General features: G+C 50.0%; 17 protein-coding genes. 9 read left to right on the top strand and 8 right to left on the bottom strand.

The annotated features are described in order from the left end of the window. Positions 1 to 19: 19 nt before the first annotated feature. The 4 genes from ACFO4L_RS09485 to ACFO4L_RS09470 all read left to right on the top strand — a co-directional run bounded on the left by ACFO4L_RS09485 (position 20) and on the right by ACFO4L_RS09470 (position 4428). Entirely contained in the window at positions 20 to 604 is a 585-nt protein-coding gene (locus tag ACFO4L_RS09485) for a hypothetical protein (RefSeq protein ID WP_377909428.1), read from the top strand. Between the two features lie 42 nt (positions 605 to 646). Next, a complete protein-coding gene (locus tag ACFO4L_RS09480; protein ID WP_377909427.1) occupies positions 647 to 2299 on the top strand; it encodes an ATP-binding protein in 1653 nt (550 codons plus the stop codon). Beyond that, a complete protein-coding gene (locus ACFO4L_RS09475) occupies positions 2292 to 2969 on the top strand; it encodes a response regulator (RefSeq protein ID WP_377909426.1) in 678 nt (225 codons plus the stop codon). The genes ACFO4L_RS09480 and ACFO4L_RS09475 overlap by 8 nt, the downstream gene beginning before the upstream one ends. A 133-nt stretch (positions 2970 to 3102) precedes the next feature. After that, complete coding sequence (locus tag ACFO4L_RS09470; RefSeq protein WP_377909425.1) at positions 3103 to 4428, top strand: CitMHS family transporter; 1326 nt, start codon at positions 3103 to 3105, stop codon at positions 4426 to 4428. 59 nt (positions 4429 to 4487) lie between these two features. Here the strand turns inward: ACFO4L_RS09470 and ACFO4L_RS09465 are convergent, their stop codons facing one another. After that, positions 4488 to 5147 (bottom strand): hypothetical protein, encoded by a 660-nt coding sequence (locus ACFO4L_RS09465; RefSeq protein ID WP_377909424.1) that lies wholly within the window; start codon positions 5145 to 5147, stop codon positions 4488 to 4490. A gap of 114 nt (positions 5148 to 5261) precedes the next feature. Continuing rightward, complete coding sequence (locus ACFO4L_RS09460) at positions 5262 to 6074, bottom strand: hypothetical protein (RefSeq protein WP_377909423.1); 813 nt, start codon at positions 6072 to 6074, stop codon at positions 5262 to 5264. Between the two features lie 155 nt (positions 6075 to 6229). Between ACFO4L_RS09460 and ACFO4L_RS09455 the strand changes: the two genes are divergently transcribed. From ACFO4L_RS09455 to ACFO4L_RS09445, 3 genes are all read left to right on the top strand, one after another. Continuing rightward, positions 6230 to 6982, top strand: a complete 753-nt coding sequence (locus tag ACFO4L_RS09455; RefSeq protein WP_377909422.1) for a hypothetical protein — start codon at positions 6230 to 6232, stop codon at positions 6980 to 6982. 92 nt (positions 6983 to 7074) lie between these two features. After that, the gene (locus ACFO4L_RS09450) at positions 7075 to 7980 is read left to right on the top strand and encodes a YusW family protein (protein WP_377909421.1); all 906 of its coding nucleotides are present in this window, start codon (positions 7075 to 7077) and stop codon (positions 7978 to 7980) included. Between the two features lie 172 nt (positions 7981 to 8152). Further along, positions 8153 to 9043, top strand: a complete 891-nt coding sequence (locus ACFO4L_RS09445) for a metal ABC transporter solute-binding protein, Zn/Mn family (protein ID WP_377909420.1) — start codon at positions 8153 to 8155, stop codon at positions 9041 to 9043. 277 nt (positions 9044 to 9320) lie between these two features. Here the strand turns inward: ACFO4L_RS09445 and ACFO4L_RS09440 are convergent, their stop codons facing one another. The 6 genes from ACFO4L_RS09440 to ACFO4L_RS09415 all read right to left on the bottom strand — a co-directional run bounded on the left by ACFO4L_RS09440 (position 9321) and on the right by ACFO4L_RS09415 (position 16444). Beyond that, positions 9321 to 10508 (bottom strand): iron-containing alcohol dehydrogenase, encoded by a 1188-nt coding sequence (locus tag ACFO4L_RS09440; protein ID WP_377909419.1) that lies wholly within the window; start codon positions 10506 to 10508, stop codon positions 9321 to 9323. A gap of 19 nt (positions 10509 to 10527) precedes the next feature. After that, the gene (locus tag ACFO4L_RS09435; protein WP_377909418.1) at positions 10528 to 12039 is read right to left on the bottom strand and encodes a sodium:solute symporter family protein; all 1512 of its coding nucleotides are present in this window, start codon (positions 12037 to 12039) and stop codon (positions 10528 to 10530) included. 117 nt (positions 12040 to 12156) lie between these two features. Next, positions 12157 to 12642: a hypothetical protein gene (locus ACFO4L_RS09430; RefSeq protein ID WP_377909417.1), complete on the bottom strand. Its 486-nt coding sequence runs from the start codon at positions 12640 to 12642 to the stop codon at positions 12157 to 12159. 11 nt (positions 12643 to 12653) lie between these two features. Next, positions 12654 to 14096: an aldehyde dehydrogenase family protein gene (locus ACFO4L_RS09425; RefSeq protein WP_377909416.1), complete on the bottom strand. Its 1443-nt coding sequence runs from the start codon at positions 14094 to 14096 to the stop codon at positions 12654 to 12656. A gap of 56 nt (positions 14097 to 14152) precedes the next feature. Beyond that, positions 14153 to 15154: a LacI family DNA-binding transcriptional regulator gene (locus tag ACFO4L_RS09420; RefSeq protein ID WP_377909415.1), complete on the bottom strand. Its 1002-nt coding sequence runs from the start codon at positions 15152 to 15154 to the stop codon at positions 14153 to 14155. A 111-nt stretch (positions 15155 to 15265) separates the two neighbouring features. After that, entirely contained in the window at positions 15266 to 16444 is a 1179-nt protein-coding gene (locus ACFO4L_RS09415) for a pyridoxal phosphate-dependent aminotransferase (RefSeq protein ID WP_377909414.1), read from the bottom strand. 166 nt (positions 16445 to 16610) lie between these two features. On the opposite strand from ACFO4L_RS09415, the gene ACFO4L_RS09410 reads away from it, so the two are divergent. Next, the gene (locus tag ACFO4L_RS09410; protein WP_377909413.1) at positions 16611 to 18011 is read left to right on the top strand and encodes an MDR family MFS transporter; all 1401 of its coding nucleotides are present in this window, start codon (positions 16611 to 16613) and stop codon (positions 18009 to 18011) included. A gap of 555 nt (positions 18012 to 18566) precedes the next feature. After that, positions 18567 to 20075: an alpha-amylase gene (locus ACFO4L_RS09405; protein ID WP_377909412.1), complete on the top strand. Its 1509-nt coding sequence runs from the start codon at positions 18567 to 18569 to the stop codon at positions 20073 to 20075. The last annotated feature ends 5 nt before the right edge of the window (positions 20076 to 20080 follow it).

Here is a 20080-nt window from a genome sequence, read left to right as displayed (position 1 = left end):
CGCAAGCGGGGAGGCTGTCATGCAACGACTACGTACGGCTGCCGTGATCACGGCAGCTGCTTTTTTAGGTGGATGTGGAAGCGATGAACCGATGGAAGTCTGGGAGCCGGACGAATCAGAGACGGAGACCGTGCTGACGATCATGTCGGATACGTGGGTCGGCGTGTCATTTGAGTCAGAGCCCGGGCGTATGGTGATGGCGGAGATGGAGCACTATACATATGGTGAATTGGAGGAAGAAACGAGCGGAGGCGTAGGAGTGGAGCTGGAAGGAGAAGAAGGCTTTGCATTTGGATCGGTGCGCGATGAGGAGGATGCGCTCTTATTTGATGTCGGTATCCGCTCAGATGGGACTACTGGATCGGCGCGCCCGAGAGTCGAAAAAGAGGCTTTACATGAAGACAGTTTCGGTCTCATTTCGATGAGAGAAGAAGATTTTCATGAGCCTTCGCTTGAAGACGGCGTGTATGTGATGGCGTGGGTGTACGGCGAAGAAGACGGCTCGCATGCAGTCGAATCCAACCTGCTCACAGGTGTCACTGACAACCCGGATATGCTGGATGACTATCCGGCGGCTTTTTTACTGAAGCTCTCTTATGAATAACTGACTGATGCGGTATACTGGCATCAGAAGGGGGAGCGGACCGTGGGAAACCTGACGAGGCATGACATGAAAAAGTATATCAGCCGGCCGCCGCAGCGGATCAGTCTGCTGGCGAAGCTGACGATTATGACGGCGGTGCTGATCACGGGCACGCTGCTAGTGCTGGGCCTGTTTTTTTACCAGCTGCTCGCTGATTCGCTCGAGGAGCAGATGGGCGAGCGGGCATTGAGCATGTCGAGAACGGTTTCGGAAATTCCGGAGCTGCAGGAGGAAATGGGCAGCGCCGATCCGTCAGCTGAGATGGTACAGGTATTGATAGCGCCCCTCCATGAAGCGTCGGAGGCGGAGTTTATCGTCGTCGGAGACACGGAGGAAATCCGCTATTCCCACCCGAATCCGGACCGGCTCGGGGAGCGCATGGTCGGAGAAGACAACGAGCGGGCGCTGGCACTTGGGGAGTCGTACATATCACAGGCGGAAGGATCGCTTGGGCCCTCGATCCGCGGCAAGACGCCGCTTATATCAGACGGGGAAATCGTCGGGGTCGTGTCGGTCGGGTTTCTCATGGAAGACGTGCGCTCTGTCGTCGGGCCGTACCGGAACGAGCTGCTATCGACGCTGGCATTGATCACGGCGTTCGGGGCAGGAGGGGCGTGGCTTCTGTCGCGCTACATTAAACGGCGCCTGTTTCAGCTGGAGCCGGAGGAAATTTCCTACCTGCTGCTGCAGAAGGAAACGATGCTGCAGTCGGCGTATGAAGGTATTATCGCCGTCAACCGCGAAGGAAAAATTACGCTCATGAATCGGGCCGCGCAAAAGCTCGTGAAGGGCGCGGAGGAAGCTTCCGCCTGGATTGGGCGTCCGATTCAGGAGGTGCTGCCGCTCTCCAGGCTCCCGGAAGTGCTCGAGACGGGGGTTGCCCAATATGATGAAGAAATGGCGTTCGGGGCGAACGTCGTCCTCGTCAACCGGGTCCCGATGTATGATGGGGATAAGCTGATCGGCGCGGTGTCAACGTTTCGAAACAAAACGGAAATTGAGAAGCTGTCCAATGAGCTTGCGCGCGTGCGTGAATATGCTGAAGGGCTGCGTGCTCAGACGCATGAGTTTTCCAACAAGCTGCACACGATTTCCGGACTCCTGCAGCTGGAAGAGATCGAAAAGGCAAAGCGTTACATTAAAGAAGAGAGTGTGAATCAGAAAAACTGGATCCGCCGCTTAATTCATAACGTGAAAGACCCGATGCTAAGTGCGATTCTGCTCGGGAAGCTGAACCTGGCGCATGAAAACGGGGTGAAGCTGGAAATTGATGAATCGAGCCATCTGGCAGAGGAGCTTCCGGAAAATGTGCGGCAGGCACTCATCACCGCTGTCGGCAACATCATCGATAACGCGATTGAAGCGATGCAGGAGCTGCCGCGCGGCGAGAGGCTGATCGAGGTTTATTTCAGCGATGCCGGGCAGGATGTGCTCATTGAAGTGGAAGACGTCGGACCAGGCATTCCTGAAACGATGGAGCAGTCGCTGTTTGAGCAGGGTGTTTCCAGTAAATCCGGCGAAGGACGCGGCTTCGGCCTGGCGTTATCGAAGGCGCAGGTGGAGGCATGCGGAGGCACCATTTTTGCCGAAAACACCGATGAGGGGACGTGCTTTGTCGTGACGATTCCGAAGCAGAGGAGGAAGCTGCATGGCTGAACCACTGAAGGTCATGATCGTAGAAGATGATTTCCGGGTAGCAGAAATCACGCAGGCGTACGTGGATAAGCTGGACGGCTTTTTTACGGCCGCCCAGGCAAAGACAGCGGCTGAAGCCGAGCAGGCGGCTGACGCAGTGAAGCCGGATATCATTCTGCTCGACATGTTTATTCCGGACACGCGCGGGCTGCAGCTGTTTCATTCGCTGCAGCAGAAGCTTCCGGACGCAGCGCTGCTTGTGGTGACAGCCGCGAAGGAGCAGGATATCGTCAGGCGCGCGCTTCTTGGGGGAGCAATCGACTACATGATAAAGCCAGTCGAATTCAACCGGCTTGAAAGCGGTCTGAAGCGTGCGGCGCACTGGCTGCATGTGCTGAACGCTTCGGATGAGATGCCGCAGCAGGACATTGACCAGCTGCTGCACCTCACCGATCAGACCAGTGCGAAGGAAGAGCTGCCGAAAGGGATTGACCGGATTACGCTGGAGCAGATTTTGGAGCTGCTCGCGAGCGATCGCGGGGTCACAGCGGTAGAAGCCGGCGAAGCAATCGGTGCGAGCCGGTCGACGGCACGGCGGTATTTGGAGTATCTCGTCACCGAAGGAAATGCGGAGGCTATCTTAAAATACGGAGACGTCGGCCGTCCGGAGCGACGCTACGTCCGTTCGTGAACAAAATGAACAAAATAACATAAACGACGAATATACGGTTTATGTTCGTTATATTTTCTTTCAAAACCCCTCCTGATACGCTTAGTGCAATCAACTCGTAAGCGTTTTCAATTAAGACAGGAGGGGTTTTCCTATGCTCAGTATTATCGGTATTTTGACGATCGGTGTTATTGTCGCCCTGTTGATCAGCGGCCGCATCACGCCGATTGTCGGGCTCGTACTCGTTCCCGTGATTGGCGCCCTGCTGACCGGCTTCTCGGTAGAAGCGATCGGCGGCTTCTTTAACGAAGGTATCGATTCCGTCATCAGCGTCGTTATCATGTTCATCTTTGCGATTCTCTTTTTCGGCATCATGCAGGACACCGGACTGTTTGACCCGTTCATTAACCGTGTGATCTCGCTCACTCGCGGAAGTGTCGTCGCGGTTGCTGTTGGTACGGTTGCGATCGGAGCGGTGACGCATCTGGATGGATCCGGTGCATCGACGTTTTTGATCACGATTCCCGCGCTTTTGCCGATTTACTTGAAGCTCGGCATGAGCCCTTACCTGCTTTTGCTGCTCGTCGGGCTGAGCGCGAGTATCATGAACATGGTGCCGTGGGCCGGACCGATCGGCCGGGCCGGTGCTGTACTGGGCGTGGATCCGACGGAGCTGTGGCGTCCGCTTATCCCGGTGCAGATCAGTGCGATGGTGCTGCTCGTTGGTCTTGCTGTCTTCCTCGGTCTGCGTGAGAAAAAGCGTATTGCCAAGCGCGGTCATGAGGCAGCGGATCAGGTGTCAGAGGAAGTGGCCGCAACACTTGATACCGCAGATGACGAGTGGAAGGATGAAAAAGACGATCTGCGCCGTCCGAAGCTGATCTGGCTGAACGCGCTCATTGCAATTGCCGTTGTCGTGACGCTCGTCTGGGGCATTATCCCGTCTGGATTCGTGTTTATGATTGCGCTCAGCATTGCGCTGCCGCTGAACTACCCGAAGGTGGACCAGCAGATGGACCGGATCAAAACACATGCGCCAAACGCGCTGATGATGGGTTCCATCATTCTCGCAGCCGGTTCCTTCCTCGGTATTATGAACGGAACAGGTATGCTGGATGCGATTGCTGTTGATATGGTGGCGATTCTGCCGGCCTTTATCGTGCCGTACCTGCACGTGATCATGGGGGTATTCGGTGTCCCGTTTGACCTGATTTTAAGTACAGATGCCTATTACTTTGCGCTTCTCCCGGTTGTGGAGCAGATTGTGAGTGCGAACGGCATCGACTCGATTACGGCTGCCTACACGATGATTATCGGCAACATCATCGGCACGTTCGTCAGTCCGTTCTCCCCGGCGCTCTGGCTTGCGCTCGGACTTGCCGGCCTCGAAATGGGCAAGCACATCCGCTACTCGTTCTTCTGGGTATGGGGCTTCAGCATCGTCCTAATGGGAGTTGCGTTTTTGCTCGGTGTTATTTAATCAAAACAGACCTCAGGGTGACGAAATAAGTCACTCTGAGGTCTTTCTTTATGCAGCGATCAATTAATGTTGTCATACGACTCCATCTGCTCGTTGAAGACGAATTCCACCATAGTAAAGTCGTATCCCCAGTCTTTAAAGGCGCGTTCGAGCTGGGTTGCTTCTACTTCCGTTGTGATGGAAAGATTTTTCAGTGTGTTGTAGGCTGCCTGCTGCTCCCCGATCACAAATTCCCGCATGCTGTAATCATCAGCCCAGTCGGCTTCTGCCTGTTTGCGGATTTCCGCTTCCACGTCTGAGGATGAAAGAGCGGCGATCACGTTCGTGTAGCTGCCGCTTTCGGTCTCTTCCTCTGCAGGTTCATCGGCTGTTTCTTCCGGTTCGCTTTGCCCGGACTCGGGCTCCGCCTCGGCCTGAGCCAGCTTTAATTCCAGGCTGCTGTGGTTATCTTCAAGCGTTTCGTAGTCGGTTTCCAGCTCCTGATATGCGTCCTGAAGCTCCTCCAAATCCGCTTCTAACGCCGCATAGGCGTCTTTTAATTCCTCGTGATCGGCAAGCAGATCGGGATTGGACAAGTCGCTCAGCAGCTGTTCGAGCTCGTCATTTTCCACGTGTAACGCTTCAATTGCTGCTTCCTGTTCGGCGGCTTGCTCCTCTGCTTCCGCATTGGAACAGGCTGCAAGCAGGCAAATCGCAGAGAGTAGTACGGCTTTTTTCATAGTTTCCTCCGGCGTGAACGTTTTTCTTTTTTATCATAGCCGAGGGAAAGGCAATATACAAGCATTTTTGGGTATATTATCCTGGTCATAAAGGATAATATCGCGTGGGATCGGTTAATTGATGTTTTCGTGAGACTTCATCTGTTCTTCAAACACGAATTCCACCATGATAAAATCGTAGCCCCAGTCCCAGTAGGCGCGTTCCAGCTGTGTCGCCTCCACTTCCGTTGAGATCGTCAGGTTTTTAAGCTTGTTATAGGCAGCTGTTTGTTCATCAATCACAAATTCCTGCATGATATAATCGTCGGGCCAGTCGGCTTCTGCTTTTTTTCGGATTTCACTTTCAACCTCAGATGCAGAGAGACCGGCGATGACATTGTCGAGCGAGCTGCTGCTCGTCTCGGACTCGCTTTCTTCGCTGGAGTCAGAGGTGGTGGCAGCGGATTCTCCCGAAGCAGCGGCGCTCTCAGCAGCTTCTGCCTCCGCTGTCAGGCGGCTGTTTTCAGATGTCAGCGTCTCGACTTCGTCTTCTAAGGCAGACAGGTTATTTTGGAGGTTTTCTTTCTCGGAAGAAAGCGACGCGGCTTCTTCTTCCAAGGAGGCCGCGGTGTCCGCAAGTTCGTCATAGGTTTCCTCCAACTCGCTCATTTCCTCCTGCAGCTCAGCGAGTTCTTCCTCCAGTTCAGTGCTGCTGGCTGCTTCCGCTTCGCTCAGCTCTTTTTTCAGTTCACTGATCTCGTCCCGGCGCTCTCGTCCGCGGTTTCGCTCACGTTCCAAATCGGTCTCCAGGTTGTCCACCTGCTCCTCCAGCCCGCTGATCTCCTCCTCTGCCTGAAGCGCCTCTGCCTGTCCATCCGCCTCCTCACTCGTATCGCTGCACCCGGCGGCAACCAGCATCATCGCGGCTAACCAGACTGCCCGTTTCATGGGTCTATCCCCTTTCTATTTCTCTGTTAGCTTTAGTGTAAGGGAAATGCAGGCAAGCTGCCATAATTATTCTGATTTTTCTGTAAATTTAGTGAGCAGGAACTTTTTCCCTCTTTTATCGTAACAAGTAGCAGAGAATTCGGAGGGGATGCGTCATGAAAAAGGGATGGGCTGCGGCGTTGCTGCTTCTGCTTACAGCTTGTGGGGAGGAAGAGCAGGACGTGATTACAGGATATAATTTAGGAAGCCATGTACTTGAACACGGGAAGATTACGGTATTTGTAGAAGATAACAAATTCGGAACGGAGCTCCCTCCGCATGTCACGAGCATGACGGCGGAAATGGAGGAATACGAAGTAGAAGCATACACAGTCGTGTATGATGACGACACGGAGATCATTGACAGCGAAACAGGAGAACGTATAGAGAATCCTCCAAATCTGTTCACACCGGTCTCCCAGCAAATACGTGTTGTTCCAGAGGCGGGGTTCAAGCCGACAATCTCGACGAACCGGGAAAATCACGTACTTCATGACCGAGCGCTGCTTCCAACGGTCCGAGCGCAGCAGATCGAGCTGGAGCCGCTCAGTCTGGAAAACATTCATGCGTATGTAGATGAAACGGCGTGGGACCATTTTACAGATGGATTTGTGCTGGCTCTTTTAGAGGACGGCACGCAGGAAGCGATTGATTTTGCCACACGCCAGCAGGCCTATCACGAGGAGCTGAGAGAAATCAGCGGGGGCAGAGATCGCTGGTCGATTGGAAGCTTCGGAGAATCCTATGCGGATGCGATGAGCGGCGGAGAAGTCGAATTCCCTTCCTATTTCATTTATCAGGAAGGCGAGGAGCCGGTAAAAAAGAAGTCCATCGATGAGGTAATGGAATATGTAGAAGGCGTTTCCTGAATTCTCATCAAATTCTAATGAACGTTTCACGATCCTCTCATACAGGCGGGGTAAGCTATACCTGTAATGAACAAACGAGAGGATGAGATATGATGAAAAAAATAATGACAGGACTTACAGCGGTGGCACTGCTGACAGCATGCGGACAGATGGAGAGTGTGGAGCCGGATAATGGCGGGACAACCGCTTCTGAACAAAATGTAGAAACCGAGATGAGTACAGAAAACGAGGACGATCAGGCTGCTGATGAGGAACCTGCGGCAAACAATGAAACAGCGGAAGAAGCGCAGGAAAATGAGACGGCGGACGAATCCGCCAAAGAGGCCAACACAGAAGAAGAGGAGGCCGCGGCATACGAGGCAGAGGTGGATGAATTTGATCTGGACTTGGAATGGAAAAACGGCGATGAGTGGGAGTACGACTACCGAGCTGACCGCGATAACGAAACAGATATCGAACGGGACGGGGACGAATCGGTCCGGGGAGAAGCCGCAGCACAGGAAATAGAAGAATTGCTAGCAGCCGTTGACATTCACAAGGACCGCTCCATTGAAGAGATGCGTGATGATATCCTCGCTCACATCGATATGCCGCTCGAGGAGCTTGATGATATCGAAATTGAAATGAAGCTTGCTTCCGGAGAAGAGCTGCAGGTGGATCAGGAAAATATCGCCGGTACAGAGCCGGGAGCGGTGCGGGAGCTGGACATAGATATCGATTTTACAAACGGTGAGGACTTGGAATACGACTATGAAGCGGACGATCCGGAGGCTGAAATAGAGCATCGTGACGGAACAGAAGTGGAAGGACGTGAAGCTCTTGAGGAGATCGAATCTTTGCTTGGCGCGATTCAACTGCAGACGAACCGTCCGATTCGTGATATGAAAGACGAGCTGGTCACCGAGCTGGACCTGGATGAATCAGAAATCGAAAAAATAGAAGTAGAAGTAAAATGGGAATCTGGAGAAGAAATGAAGTGGAAGCATAAAACATCCTGATTTTATCATCATAAGCAGAACGGCTTCGAAGCAATACAGAGCCGTTCTGCTTTTTTTTTGAAGCAAACAGCTTTACTTTTCATGAAGAGCAGGATAAGATGGTCTCAACAACAAAAGTTTCCTTAGGGAAACATCGTGGCTGTACATAAACATATATAAAGAGGGATGACGAATGAAAAAGTTGATTTGGCTGCTGCCGGCGCTGCTGCTGGCCGCCTGCGGAGAAGCAGAATCCGGAGGCAGCAATGAAGAAGAGGATTTATATATTACAACAAGCTTTTCCGTGCTCGGTGACATTGCTGCCACGGTTGCAGGCGAGCATGCGGAAGTTGATTACATCGTGCCGATCGGCGAAGAGCCGCATGAGTACGAGCCGGTACCAAGTGATTTCCGTAATGTGAATGAAGCAGATGTGTTCTATGTAAACGGTTTGGGGCTGGAAGAGTGGCTGCAGCGGGTGGTCGAAAATGCTGCGGACACCGATGTTGTGGAGACGTCTACCGGCGTTAAGGAAATTCCGCTTGAGGGCGAAGAGGGCGTCGACCCGCACGCATGGCTGAGTCCAGCAAACATTCCTTACTATGTAGACAACATCGTCGCAGATCTGTCCGAGCGGGCGCCGGACGCCGCTGCCGATTTTGAAGCAAACGGCGAACAGCTGAAGCAGGAAGCAGAGGAGCTGTCGGCGCAAATTGAAGAAGAGCTTGCAGACATTCCAGAAGAGCAGCGGCTGATTGTCGTCAGTGAAAATGCCTTTAAGTATTTCGGGGCTGATTTTGATATCGACACCGACGGCATCTGGGAACTGAACTCGCACGAAGAAGGCACGACCGGCCAGATGAACCGGATCATAGACGTGATTCAGGATCGCGGCGTCCCGGCAGTATTTGTCGAGTCAACCGTTGATCCGCGCTACATGGAAACCGTATCTGATAACTCCGGCGTGCCGATTGCCGGCGAAGTCTACACCGATGCTGTCGGTGAAGAAGGAAGCGGAGCAGAAACGTACCTCGATATGCTGCGCCACAACGCATCGGTGTTTGCAGAGGGATTAACAGAATAAACAAAGAGGAGCCGGCGGTTGCGGCTCCTCTTTTTAGTGCGATCGCTGAAACACGTCCAGCTAGCTAGAGTTTTTGTGAGAGCCGCGGTCAAACGTAACAGACAGCGGCTTGAAAGCAACTTAACAGATCTTTATAACGAAAAAACGACAAGTCAGCCGCTTAAAAATAACGTAAGGCTTACAGAAAGCGACAAGTACCTGACTGAACCAATATGGCGGTATTTGCATAAGAGTGCATGAAATATGGGAAGAGGAGCCTTAGAAAGGTGAACTATTATCAACTATGAGTTTTACTGACTTCTAATTTTCCTTCGAAAGCTGCTACATACCGATCAAAGATCTCTTCGTATGAATAGGATTTTGGACTTCGGGCAAGCAAGCGGGATTGCTTAGTAGCTGCTTCCGTTAACGCCTTCAAATCATCGCGCTTTACTCCGAAGTGTGTTAGATCAGCTGGGATTTGCACATCTTCTACAATAGATTTTAGTTCTAATACAGCGGCTTTTGCTGCTTCCTCTTCTGACATATCTTCTTCATAAACATTCAAGGCCTGAGCCATCATATTCATTTTAGGGGTAGCGTAGGGCCAAATGAAATCAAAAATATATGGAAGAAGTACAGCGTTGGCTTCACCATGGGGCACCTTAAACATACCGCCGAGCGGGTATGCTAATGCATGGACACCAGAGACACCTGCGTTATAAAAACTTAACCCTGCTATCATACTGCCCCAAGCCATATTGGATCTGGCTTCTTTATTGGACCCATCTCTCACTGCTTGCCTGATACTGCTGGAAATGAGCTGAATCGCTTTCATAGCTAATGTGTCTGTTAAAGGAGTAGCATTCACGGATACTAAGGCTTCAACCGCATGAGTAAGCGCATCGACTCCAGTTGCTGCAGTAATAGAAGCGGGAACGGTATAAGTCAAGGCGGGGTCGACTACGGCAGCATCGGCTAACAAATATTCATGCGTTAACACATCTTTTGTATTCTCCAGAGAAAATACTGCGATGTCTGTGATTTCAGCCCCAGTTCCAGCAGTGGTGGGAATTAATATTTTTGGGAGCCCTTTATGCTGGAACGATTTGGTGCCGCTTAAGTTTAAATAATCTTCTATAGAGCCTTCATTCCCATGCATAACAGCAGCTGCACTGGCTATATCCAGAGCACTCCCGCCTCCAACACCAATCACCAGGTCAGCCTGAAAATCCTTTAAAGCCGCTACTGCATGATCGCCAATGTGAATCGGCGGTTCCGGCTGTAAATCCTGATAGACGTAATAGGTAATCCCTTCTTGATCAAGCTCATCAGTTACAGGTGTTGTAATACCTGCTTTGACAACCCCGGGATCTGCAAAAACAAATACTCGTTCAGCCCCAAAGGATTTTACTAGGTTGGGAAGTTGTTTTACAGCCGCTTCACCGGCTTCGATACGTAAAGGTGATACAAATGAAAATGACATCGTTTAAAACCTCCAACTATTATCCGGTTTTCACCGTGGATTTACGTTCAAAAGGCACACTAACATCATGCTTCGCAGAAGTGGCCAAGGTTACAAAATACATCGTAGACATGCTGATGATGACACCTAGTCCAGCTGCACCAAATGGATTAGCGAAATCAAATCCGAAAGGCAAATAGATGATCCAATAAGAAATGGTGCCAGCCAAGAGGGACGAAATAGCTGCACTTTTTGTAGCTCTTTTCCAAAGGGCACCCACAATTAGCGGTCCGGCAGTAGCTGCCATGATACCTCCTATTCCTATCCACATAAATACAGATAAAAATTCGGGAGGAGACCAGGCAATAAAGATGGCTGCAATGATCACTATAAATGTACTGTATCTGCTGATCAGAAGTTCGTTTCTTTCTGCTTTCTCTTTTGTAATCCGCAGCTTTGGAACAATAGATTTTCGATATAAATCATTTGCAAGAAGTTGGGTTAAGGAGACGATTAGCCCATCCGAAGTCGACATAATTGCTGATAAAACAGCTACTGCGAAGAAAGCGGCAATGACTGGTGGAAACAGTTCGCTGAATAAAACAGGGATAATCTGGTCAGGATGGATACCGGCATCACCGCCGATGACTGCGATTCCCAGCATACCGCCAAGTGCCATTAGTGGCAAAATGGTAGCGATAATCGTACAGTACATGATCAACTTTTTTAGATCTTTTCCAGATTTAACTGCCATGAATTTATTTCCCAAATGAGGCAGCACAGCAAAAGGAAGGTGAGCGATAAACAATAAGCCTACGAGCCATAAAGAGCCATATGTTGCATCCCCTGGTAAAAAAAGTTGATTGAAACCACCTTCAGGACGCTCCTGACTGATGGTCGAGAGCATTTGCTGGAAGTTCCCTCCAGTTCCAAAACTGGTTAAAAATGTAGTGAAGACAACTACAGCAATAATCACCATCAAGAAACCTTGAATAGCATCGGTAATAATATCTGAGTGAGAGCCTCCCATAAATACATAGATGGCAAGAACTACAGCTGTTAAGATGAGCCCTGTTCCATAGTTAATGCCCATCATCGTCTGGAACATCGTTGCAGCTGCAACAAATTGAGAAACCACGTAAAAGATCAGCAAGATTGAGATGATCGTCAGTGCTAGTCTTAAAAAATCACTTTGGAATCGTTCACCAATAAACTCTGGAATCGTTCTTGTTCCAAATTTATCACCGTAGCGCTTGATTACCTTTGCTACAAAAACCATTCCTATAACAGTCGCTATCGGGTAGAGGAGCGGATACCACAGCGAAGGTGTACCGATGGAATATGCCAGCCCGGGCATACCCATGAAAGTAGATCCGCTGGAGATGCCTGCTGCAATAACCAATGCCACTACAAGAGGACCGTAGCTGGAGCGGGCAGTAGCAAAATCATCTGGTGTATTAGTACGTTTCATTCCTACCCAGCCCATTGCCAGCATAAGAAGAATAAACAGACTCATGAATATCCAGGAAAACGTAATAATTGTCGTATCCATTTACGAAACCTCTTTTCTTTTTTTATTCTTCTTCATCTACTAATCTTGTTTTAAAAAGAAGCAGTGCCATGCCAATCCATGTACCGATAATTAACGTGCCCATAATAAAAAGAAAAGTCATCCAATCGCCTCCTTGGCAGATACATGCTCTAATATTTCAGGGTGCTTTTTTAAAGGTTCTTCACTGTTTGACAAAGGCTCGTACAGAAAAAGAGCATCTTTTTTCAGCCAACGTGTTTGCTTGACATAATACTCAAATGGAACATACACCAGCGTTGAATACTGAAGCGTAATATCAGGTATTTTCCAGGAACGGGCTTTATGCAGATAAAATCTTCTAAGCATTTCGAACGCATCTTCTTCAGCTTCGTTAAAAGATACTGCTGAAGTCATCACAGATCTTGGTAACGCTTTCATAATTGTCGTATGTGGGGGAACCGCAAAACTGGTTCCTCCTTTAACCAAGTTGGTCATTAACGCGCGCTTCTCTGTTTGCGGAGAAAATAGTGTTCGATATGATGATCGCCATACTGAAAGTAGATAAGGGTAGTACAATTGTCTTCTCGTTGAAGTTGGTTGAAAGGTGATAGTGGTAATCTCCATTTCAGATCCTCCTAAGATTGGTAATTGATGCTGATCATCTTCAGTTCAGCCATTTCCCTCATCGCGTACTTGACTCCTTCTCTGCCATAACCGGATTGTTTTACACCTCCATAAGGCATGTGATCAAATCGTAATGTTGGAACATCATTGATGAGTACTTGACCAGTCTCAAGTTCATGAGCCATTTGCATAGCTTGAGATAAGTTATTAGTAAATACGCCGGCATTCAATCCATAGTGGCTGTCATTCATCGCCTCTAAAGCTTCTTGGCTATCACGCACTTCGTTGATTAAAACTACGGGACCGAATACCTCTGCACAAGAAATGGAGGCGGTGGCCGGAACACGTTCAAGAACTGCTGGTGTTATTCCGTTATCTTTTTTCTCCCCCCCTGTAAGCAAAGAGGCTCCTTGCTCTACAGCTTCTCCAATCCATTTAAAAACTCGTTCTTGAGAGCGTTTATTTATCAAGCTGGAGACATCCGTTTCCTGCTCTTCAGGTGCACCAAATCGAAGTTTTTCTGTAAACGTTACAAACGCTTTTTTGAATGATGAAGCTACTTCCTCATGCACATAGATGCGCTGGGTGCTAAGGCAAACTTGTCCATTATATGCAAAAGCTCCCTGAACCGCTTTTTGAGCTACAGTCTCTACATCGGTAATGGAGCGGTCAACATACATAGGGGAGTTGCTCCCTAGCTCTAACGTTACTCGCTTTAGACCTGCCTGACTTTTAATTAGTTTTCCTACCTCAGGGCTTCCAGTAAAGGATATTTTTTTCACGCGATCGTCTTCCAGCAGCACCTTTCCAAGAGAAACTCCATCACCGGGAACGACCGATAAAGCTCCTTTTGGAAAACCGGATTTAGTTAATACTTTTGCTAAATATAAAGCAGAGAGAGGGGTTTGTTCACTGGGTTTAATAATTATAGGATTTCCAGCTGCAAGAGCTGGTCCTACTTTATGCACTGTCAAATTTAAAGGGAAGTTAAACGGTGTAATAGCTCCAATAACCCCAATAGGCTGAAAAATAGTATACGCATCTCGCCCTTCACCACCAGCTGCTGCATCTAAAGAAAGATATTCACCATCCAGTCGCTTTGCTTCTTCGCCGGCGAACTGTAAAGTCTGCACAGTTCGGTCCACTTCAGCTAAGGAAGCTTTTAATGGTTTACATGCTTCTTTGCTGATGGTTAGTGCGACTTCCTCTTTCTCTTGCTCAATGAAAGAAGCTGCTTTAAAAAGCATGTCTGCGCGTTCTTTTTTCGTTAGCTTTTTAAGCTTTGGGAATGCAGCATGCGCAGCCTCAATCGCTTGTTTCATCATATCTGGAGTAGAATCAGGCACTTGTGCTAGTTTGTCTTCTGTATGGGGATGAAAAATATCATATGTTTTATCAACGTACGTTTCTTCGCCATTTAAAAACCAACCTCTAGTAGTTTCTGTTAGTTGCATGTCAACTCTCCCTTTCTATGAATACGTATTCAAGAAAACTTAAAGTGAATCCCCGATTATAACAATCGGGGCTTTGTTGTCTTTCGATCATATAATGCTGGTTCTAGTGTGATCTGAACATCTTCATTAGCTGGTTTTTCCATTAATTCAATTAAGTGTTCAGCACTTATCAAACCAAGATTTTTAGGACCTTTTTGTCCAATAGATGTAAGCTGAAATGACCGGTGATTTGCTAAGCTCACGTTGTCCATACCACAAATTGAAACATCGTCTGGAATACTATAGCCAATTTGCTGTAGCTTATCCATTGCAAAAATAGCGATGGCATCAGTAGCTGCAAAGATGGCTGTTGGTGGTTTCCTGCTGCTCATAATGTCTAAAACAGCCTGATGAACAGCAGCTTCAGTTGTATTGGTTTCCTTTATCAGGTCTAGAGTGAGGTCCATTCCAGTTATTCGCTTGTATTCATCTAAAAATCCTTGCTTTCGACCATGAAAGGTCGAGGTATAGTTAGGACCGCTGACGACAGCCAGCCTTTCGTGTCCTAGCTCCAGTAAATGATTCGCAGCTAGTCTGCCAGACTCGATATTGTTGATTTCTACAAAATTACCACCTTTATTATGACGGCGATTATACATGACGACAGGAATGTCAAGGGCTTGAAGGTCGTCAAAAACCGGATCTTCTCTGAAAATTGAAGATAAAAGAATACCATCTACTCGTTCAGACAGTACAGCGTCATAAATAGGCTTGTTTTCATCGGTGTGTTCGAAAAAGACCATCGTGCGATACCCTTTGGACTCTGCATAGTTCACAATGGAAGTCGTAGTTTCCACGAAAAATGGATTATGCAAGGGGCCCGAAATTAGTGCGATCGTCCGTGTTCTATTGCTGACAAGAGACCTGGCGACAGAGTTTGGCCTGTAGTTCAACGCTCTCATTGCCTCCTGCACTTTTAAAACATTCTCACTATTTACTTTAGAAGGCTCGTTTAAAACACGGGAAACGGTGGATTGTGACACTCCGGCATACCTAGCTACATCTTTTGACGAAACCAATGGACATCTCTCCTGAAACATTCTTGAATACGTATTCAAGAAGTTAGTTTTCATAATAAAGCGCTTACAACAAGAAGTCAATACAGAAAATGAAATTTTCTGATTTTTTATTTACGGCTGAAACACGTCCAGCTTGCTGATCCGCTCTACGGCTTCCTGAATCCGTTCTTCCGGCTGGACGAGACCGACGCGCAGAAACCCTTCTCCTGACGGACCGAATCCGCTGCCTGGTGCGGTGACGACATGGGCTTCGTGAAGCAGCTTGTCAGCGAACGTTTCCGAAGTCCAGCCGTTGGGTACGGGGAGCCAGGCGAAAAATGATCCCGCCGGAGCAGGAACCTCCCAGCCGGCGTCGCGCAGGCCGCTGATAAGCAGATCCCGTCTTTTTTTATACGTGGCCGTAAGCTCCAGTACGCTGTCCTGCGGTCCGTTCAGCGCATCAGCGGCGGCATGCTGCACGGCGCCGAACAGGCTCACGTACAAATGGTCCTGCAGCAGGTTCAGGTGCTTGATGACAGAGGCATTGCCGACGGCGAATCCGACCCGCCAGCCCGCCATGTTAAAGGCCTTTGACATCGTAAACATTTCCACCCCGATGTCTTTCGCCCCCGGAGTTTCCAGAAAGCTGACCGGTTTTTCTTCAAAGCCGATCGTCCCGTACGCAAAATCATGGCAGACGCAGAGGTCGTGCCGTTCGGCGAGGGAGACCGTTTCCTCAAAAAAGCGGCTGTTCGCGACTGCGGCAGTCGGGTTGTTCGGGTAGTTTAAGAACATCAGCTTTGCTTCATCCAGCACGCTGCTGTTGAGCTGACCGAAGTCCGGTAAAAACTGATTTTCCTGTTTGAGCGGCATAAACGTAACGTCTGCACCGGCCATCGACGTACCGGAAAGGTAGTCGGGGTAGCCGGGATCCGGCAGCAGGGCACGGTCGCCCGGATTCAACAAGCACTGACTGATTTCAACAAGACCCGTTTTCGCACCGGAAAGTACGGCGACCTCCGTTTCCGGATCGAGCGTGACACCGTGCTCGCGCTTGTAATACGCGGCGACAGCCTCCTTTAAAAACGCCCAGCCGGTAAATGGGGAATATTTATGATAGAGCGGATGTTCTGCAGCATTCTGGAGGGATTGGACGACGTGCTCCGGCGTTGGCAGATCCGGATTTCCCTGCCCAAGATTAATGACATCATGGCCTTCCTGTTTCAAAGCGGCAGCCGTGCCGGCAAGCTTGGCAAAAAACTGCTCCGGCAGCTGCTGGAGCATCGATGATGGTGCAAATGTGCGGCTCATAGCATCGGTCCTTTCTTCATCTGTTTCCTTTAGTGTACGGAAAAGGGAGCGGAATCGTAAACAAAAGCTTCGACTCTCGTCAGGCAGAACCCTTTTTCGGGTATGTAGAAAAGAGTAAGATAGAGGAAGGCGCGTTCCAGCCAGGAACCAGACGGGAGAGGACATCATGCCAGACGACATACGAAAAGGCCCGCTCGTCGCCGTGTTGCTGACAGGTACGTTCGTTGCGATTTTAAACCAGACGCTGCTTGTCACAGCGATCCCGCCGATTATGAGGGATCTTGGAATCGATGCGAATACGGCGCAGTGGCTGAATACGATTTTTATGCTCGTAAACGGAATTATGATTCCGATTACAGCCTTTTTAATAGGAAAATATACGACGAGAGCATTGTTCATGACGGCGATGAGCCTGTTTGCACTCGGGACGCTCATTGCCGGGCTTTCGCCGAACTTTGAAATGCTGATCGCCGGGCGGATCGTCCAGGCATCCGGCGCCGGAATTATGATTCCGCTGATGCAGACGGTGCTATTTATGGTCTTCCCGGTTGAAAAGCGGGGACAGGCGATGGGGCTTGTCGGGTTGGTCATTGCGTTTGCTCCGGCGATCGGCCCAACGCTCTCCGGATGGGTCGTCGACCAGTATCCGTGGCGGGCGCTGTTTTTCATCGTGCTGCCGATTGCGGTTATCGATTTGATCGTCGCGTACTTCGTACTGAAAAATGTGACGAAGCGGACCTTTCCGAAAATTGACCGGCTCTCGATAATGCTGTCGACACTTGGCTTCGGCGGTCTGCTTTACGCCTTCAGCAGCGCCGGTTCAACGGGCTGGGGAAGCACGCAGGTGCTCGCCTCTGTATCCGTCGGCGCCGTAGCGCTGTTTTGGTTTATCAGCCGTCAGCTGAAGCTGACGGAGCCGATTCTTGAATTCCGCGTCTTCCGCTACGGCATCTTCACGATTTCCAACATCATTGGCGTCGTGCTGTTTATGTCGATGATCGGGGCAGCGACGATTCTGCCGATCTACATGCAGGACATGCTCGGCTTCAGCGCATTTCAGTCTGGGCTGATGCTGCTGCCGGGAGCCATTTTGATGGGTGTGTTCAATCCGATCACCGGGCGTATTTTTGACAAGGTTGGAGCCAGGTGGCTTTCGATCAGCGGCATGGCGCTCTTAACGGTGATGACATTTCTCTTTACGAGACTGACGGAAGATACGTCGTTTGCCTACATGGCGACGGTGCACGCCTTCCGGATGCTTGCGCTGGCCATGGTGATGATGCCGGTCACTACAGCCGGATTAAACCGGCTGCCGGAGCATCTGATTCCGCACGGCACGGCGATGAACAACACGCTCCGCCAGGTCGGGGGCTCGCTCGGCACCGCCTTTCTCGTGACGATGATGACCGTCGGGGCAGCGGCCTCCGGAAACGGCATCTCCGAAAACGAGGCGATGATTCAGGGAGTGAACATTTCTTTCTGGGTCGCGACCGGCCTGTCATTTATCGGCTTCGTGATCGCGATGTTTATCAAAAATCCAGCTTCTAAACAACAGGAAGAAGCATAAGAGAGCGGTGCCGGAGATTGACCTCCGGCACCTTTTTCAAGGGAGCAGCGGATTTTCATAAGTCGGAGTTTTCGACTTGTAAACTGGTGACAGCAACGCATAAAGAGGTAGTGGATACGCATAAAGCGGGAACCCGTTGCGGATAAGGGTCTCCAGTTACGCATACGGGGGAGAACGATGGTTAAAAAAGGTCGCCAGCGGCAGTTTCACGTAAAGCGGTTGAGCTTCCTCGTAAAACGAGAAAACCTCCTCATAACGTGCCGTCTCCTCCTCACAAAAAGCAGAAGCATCCTCATAAAGCGGGAACCCGTTGCGAATAAGGGCCTTCAGTTACGGATAAGGGTCTGACTGATACGAACAGCTGCCGCTTCCCGCACCCCCATTCCCGTCTACAATAGTCCTGTGCAGTCCGAGTAGTTGCACAATCGTTTGCACAACGATAGCCGCAACAGGTCTTATGCCATTCTGCTGAACTTGACAGACAGCGTTGCAAGAAAAAGAAAAACAGGCTAACGTCATAAATGAAAGCGATTTCATAAAAGAGAGGATGGTTTCATGAAAAAGACGTTGCTGACTGGATTGGCGTTTTTCATGCAGATGCCGGCGGGCACAGCGCTTGCAGAAGCAGAAAATGGCACGATGATGCAGTATTTTGAATGGCACCTCGAAAATGACGGAGAGCATTGGAATCGAATGAATGCGGAAGCGGAGGCGTTGAGCGATGCCGGCATCACGGCGCTTTGGATTCCGCCTGCTTATAAAGGCTCCGGACAGGGGGACGTTGGATACGGAGCCTACGACTTGTACGATCTCGGTGAATTTAATCAAAAAGGTACCGTGCGGACAAAGTACGGAACGAAGGCAGAGCTGGAATCAGCCATCAGCGAAGTGCAGTCTCAGGGAATCCAGGTATACGGCGATGTCGTCATGAATCATAAAATGGGGGCAGATTTTACAGAGCCAGTGGAGGCGGTGCAGGTAAATCGCTCCAACAGGATGCAGGACATTTCCGGTGCTTATGAAATTGAAGCGTGGACCGGCTTTGACTTTCCGGGGAGAGACGGGGTGTATTCTGATTTTCAGTGGCGCTGGTTTCATTTTAACGGCGTAGACTGGGACGCCCGGTATGAAGAAGATCACCTTTTCCGCTTGACACATACAGGCTGGAATTCCGACGTCGATCTGGAAAATGGCAATTACGATTATCTGCTCGGAGCAAACATTGATTACAGCCACCCGGAAGTCCGGGAAGAGATGATGAACTGGGGCAGCTGGTTTACGGACGAGCTGAATCTCGATGGCTACCGGCTGGATGCAGTGAAGCACGTACCCGCCTGGTACATGAATGACTGGGTCGGCTTTCAGCGTAACGAAGCAGAGCAGGATTTGTTTGTCGTCGGTGAATACTGGGCGGATGATCTGGGTGCGATTGAGAGCTACCTGGAGCGGATGGACTGGGATGTATCCATGTTCGACGTACCGCTGAACTACAATTTTTATGAAGCGTCGAGAACAGGCGGCAGCTACGATATGCGCAACCTGTTAGACGGCTCGCTCGTTGAAACGCATCCGATGCATGCGGTGACGTTTGTCGACAATCATGATACGCAGCCGGGAGAATCGCTGGAATCATGGGTGGACGACTGGTTTAAACCGCTTGCCTACGCCGTTATTTTGACGCGTGAAGGCGGCTATCCGTCTGTTTTTTACGGGGACTATTACGGCATTCCCAACGACGGCATCGGCGCAAAGCAGGAAATGCTCGATACGCTGCTGGAAGCGAGGCAGGATTACGCATATGGTGCGCAGCATGACTATTTTGACCACTGGGATGTCGTCGGCTGGACACGTGAAGGAAGCAGCAGTCATCCCGGATCCGGCATGGCAGCGGTTATGTCCAATGGCCCCGGCGGATCAAAGTGGATGTATGTAGGCAGAGACCGGGCCGGCGAAACGTGGAGCGATATGACGGGTAATCACGGCGCGTCTGTCACCATTAACAGCGACGGCTGGGGAGAATTCCATACGGACGGCGGAGCTGTATCGATTTATGTGCAGCAATAGGGAGT

The sequence above is a fragment of the Bacillus daqingensis genome, from assembly GCF_042654445.1.
GTDB lineage: Bacteria > Bacillota > Bacilli > Bacillales > Salisediminibacteriaceae > Alkalicoccus > Alkalicoccus luteus.
This window is presented reverse-complemented; position numbering and strand designations above follow the sequence as displayed.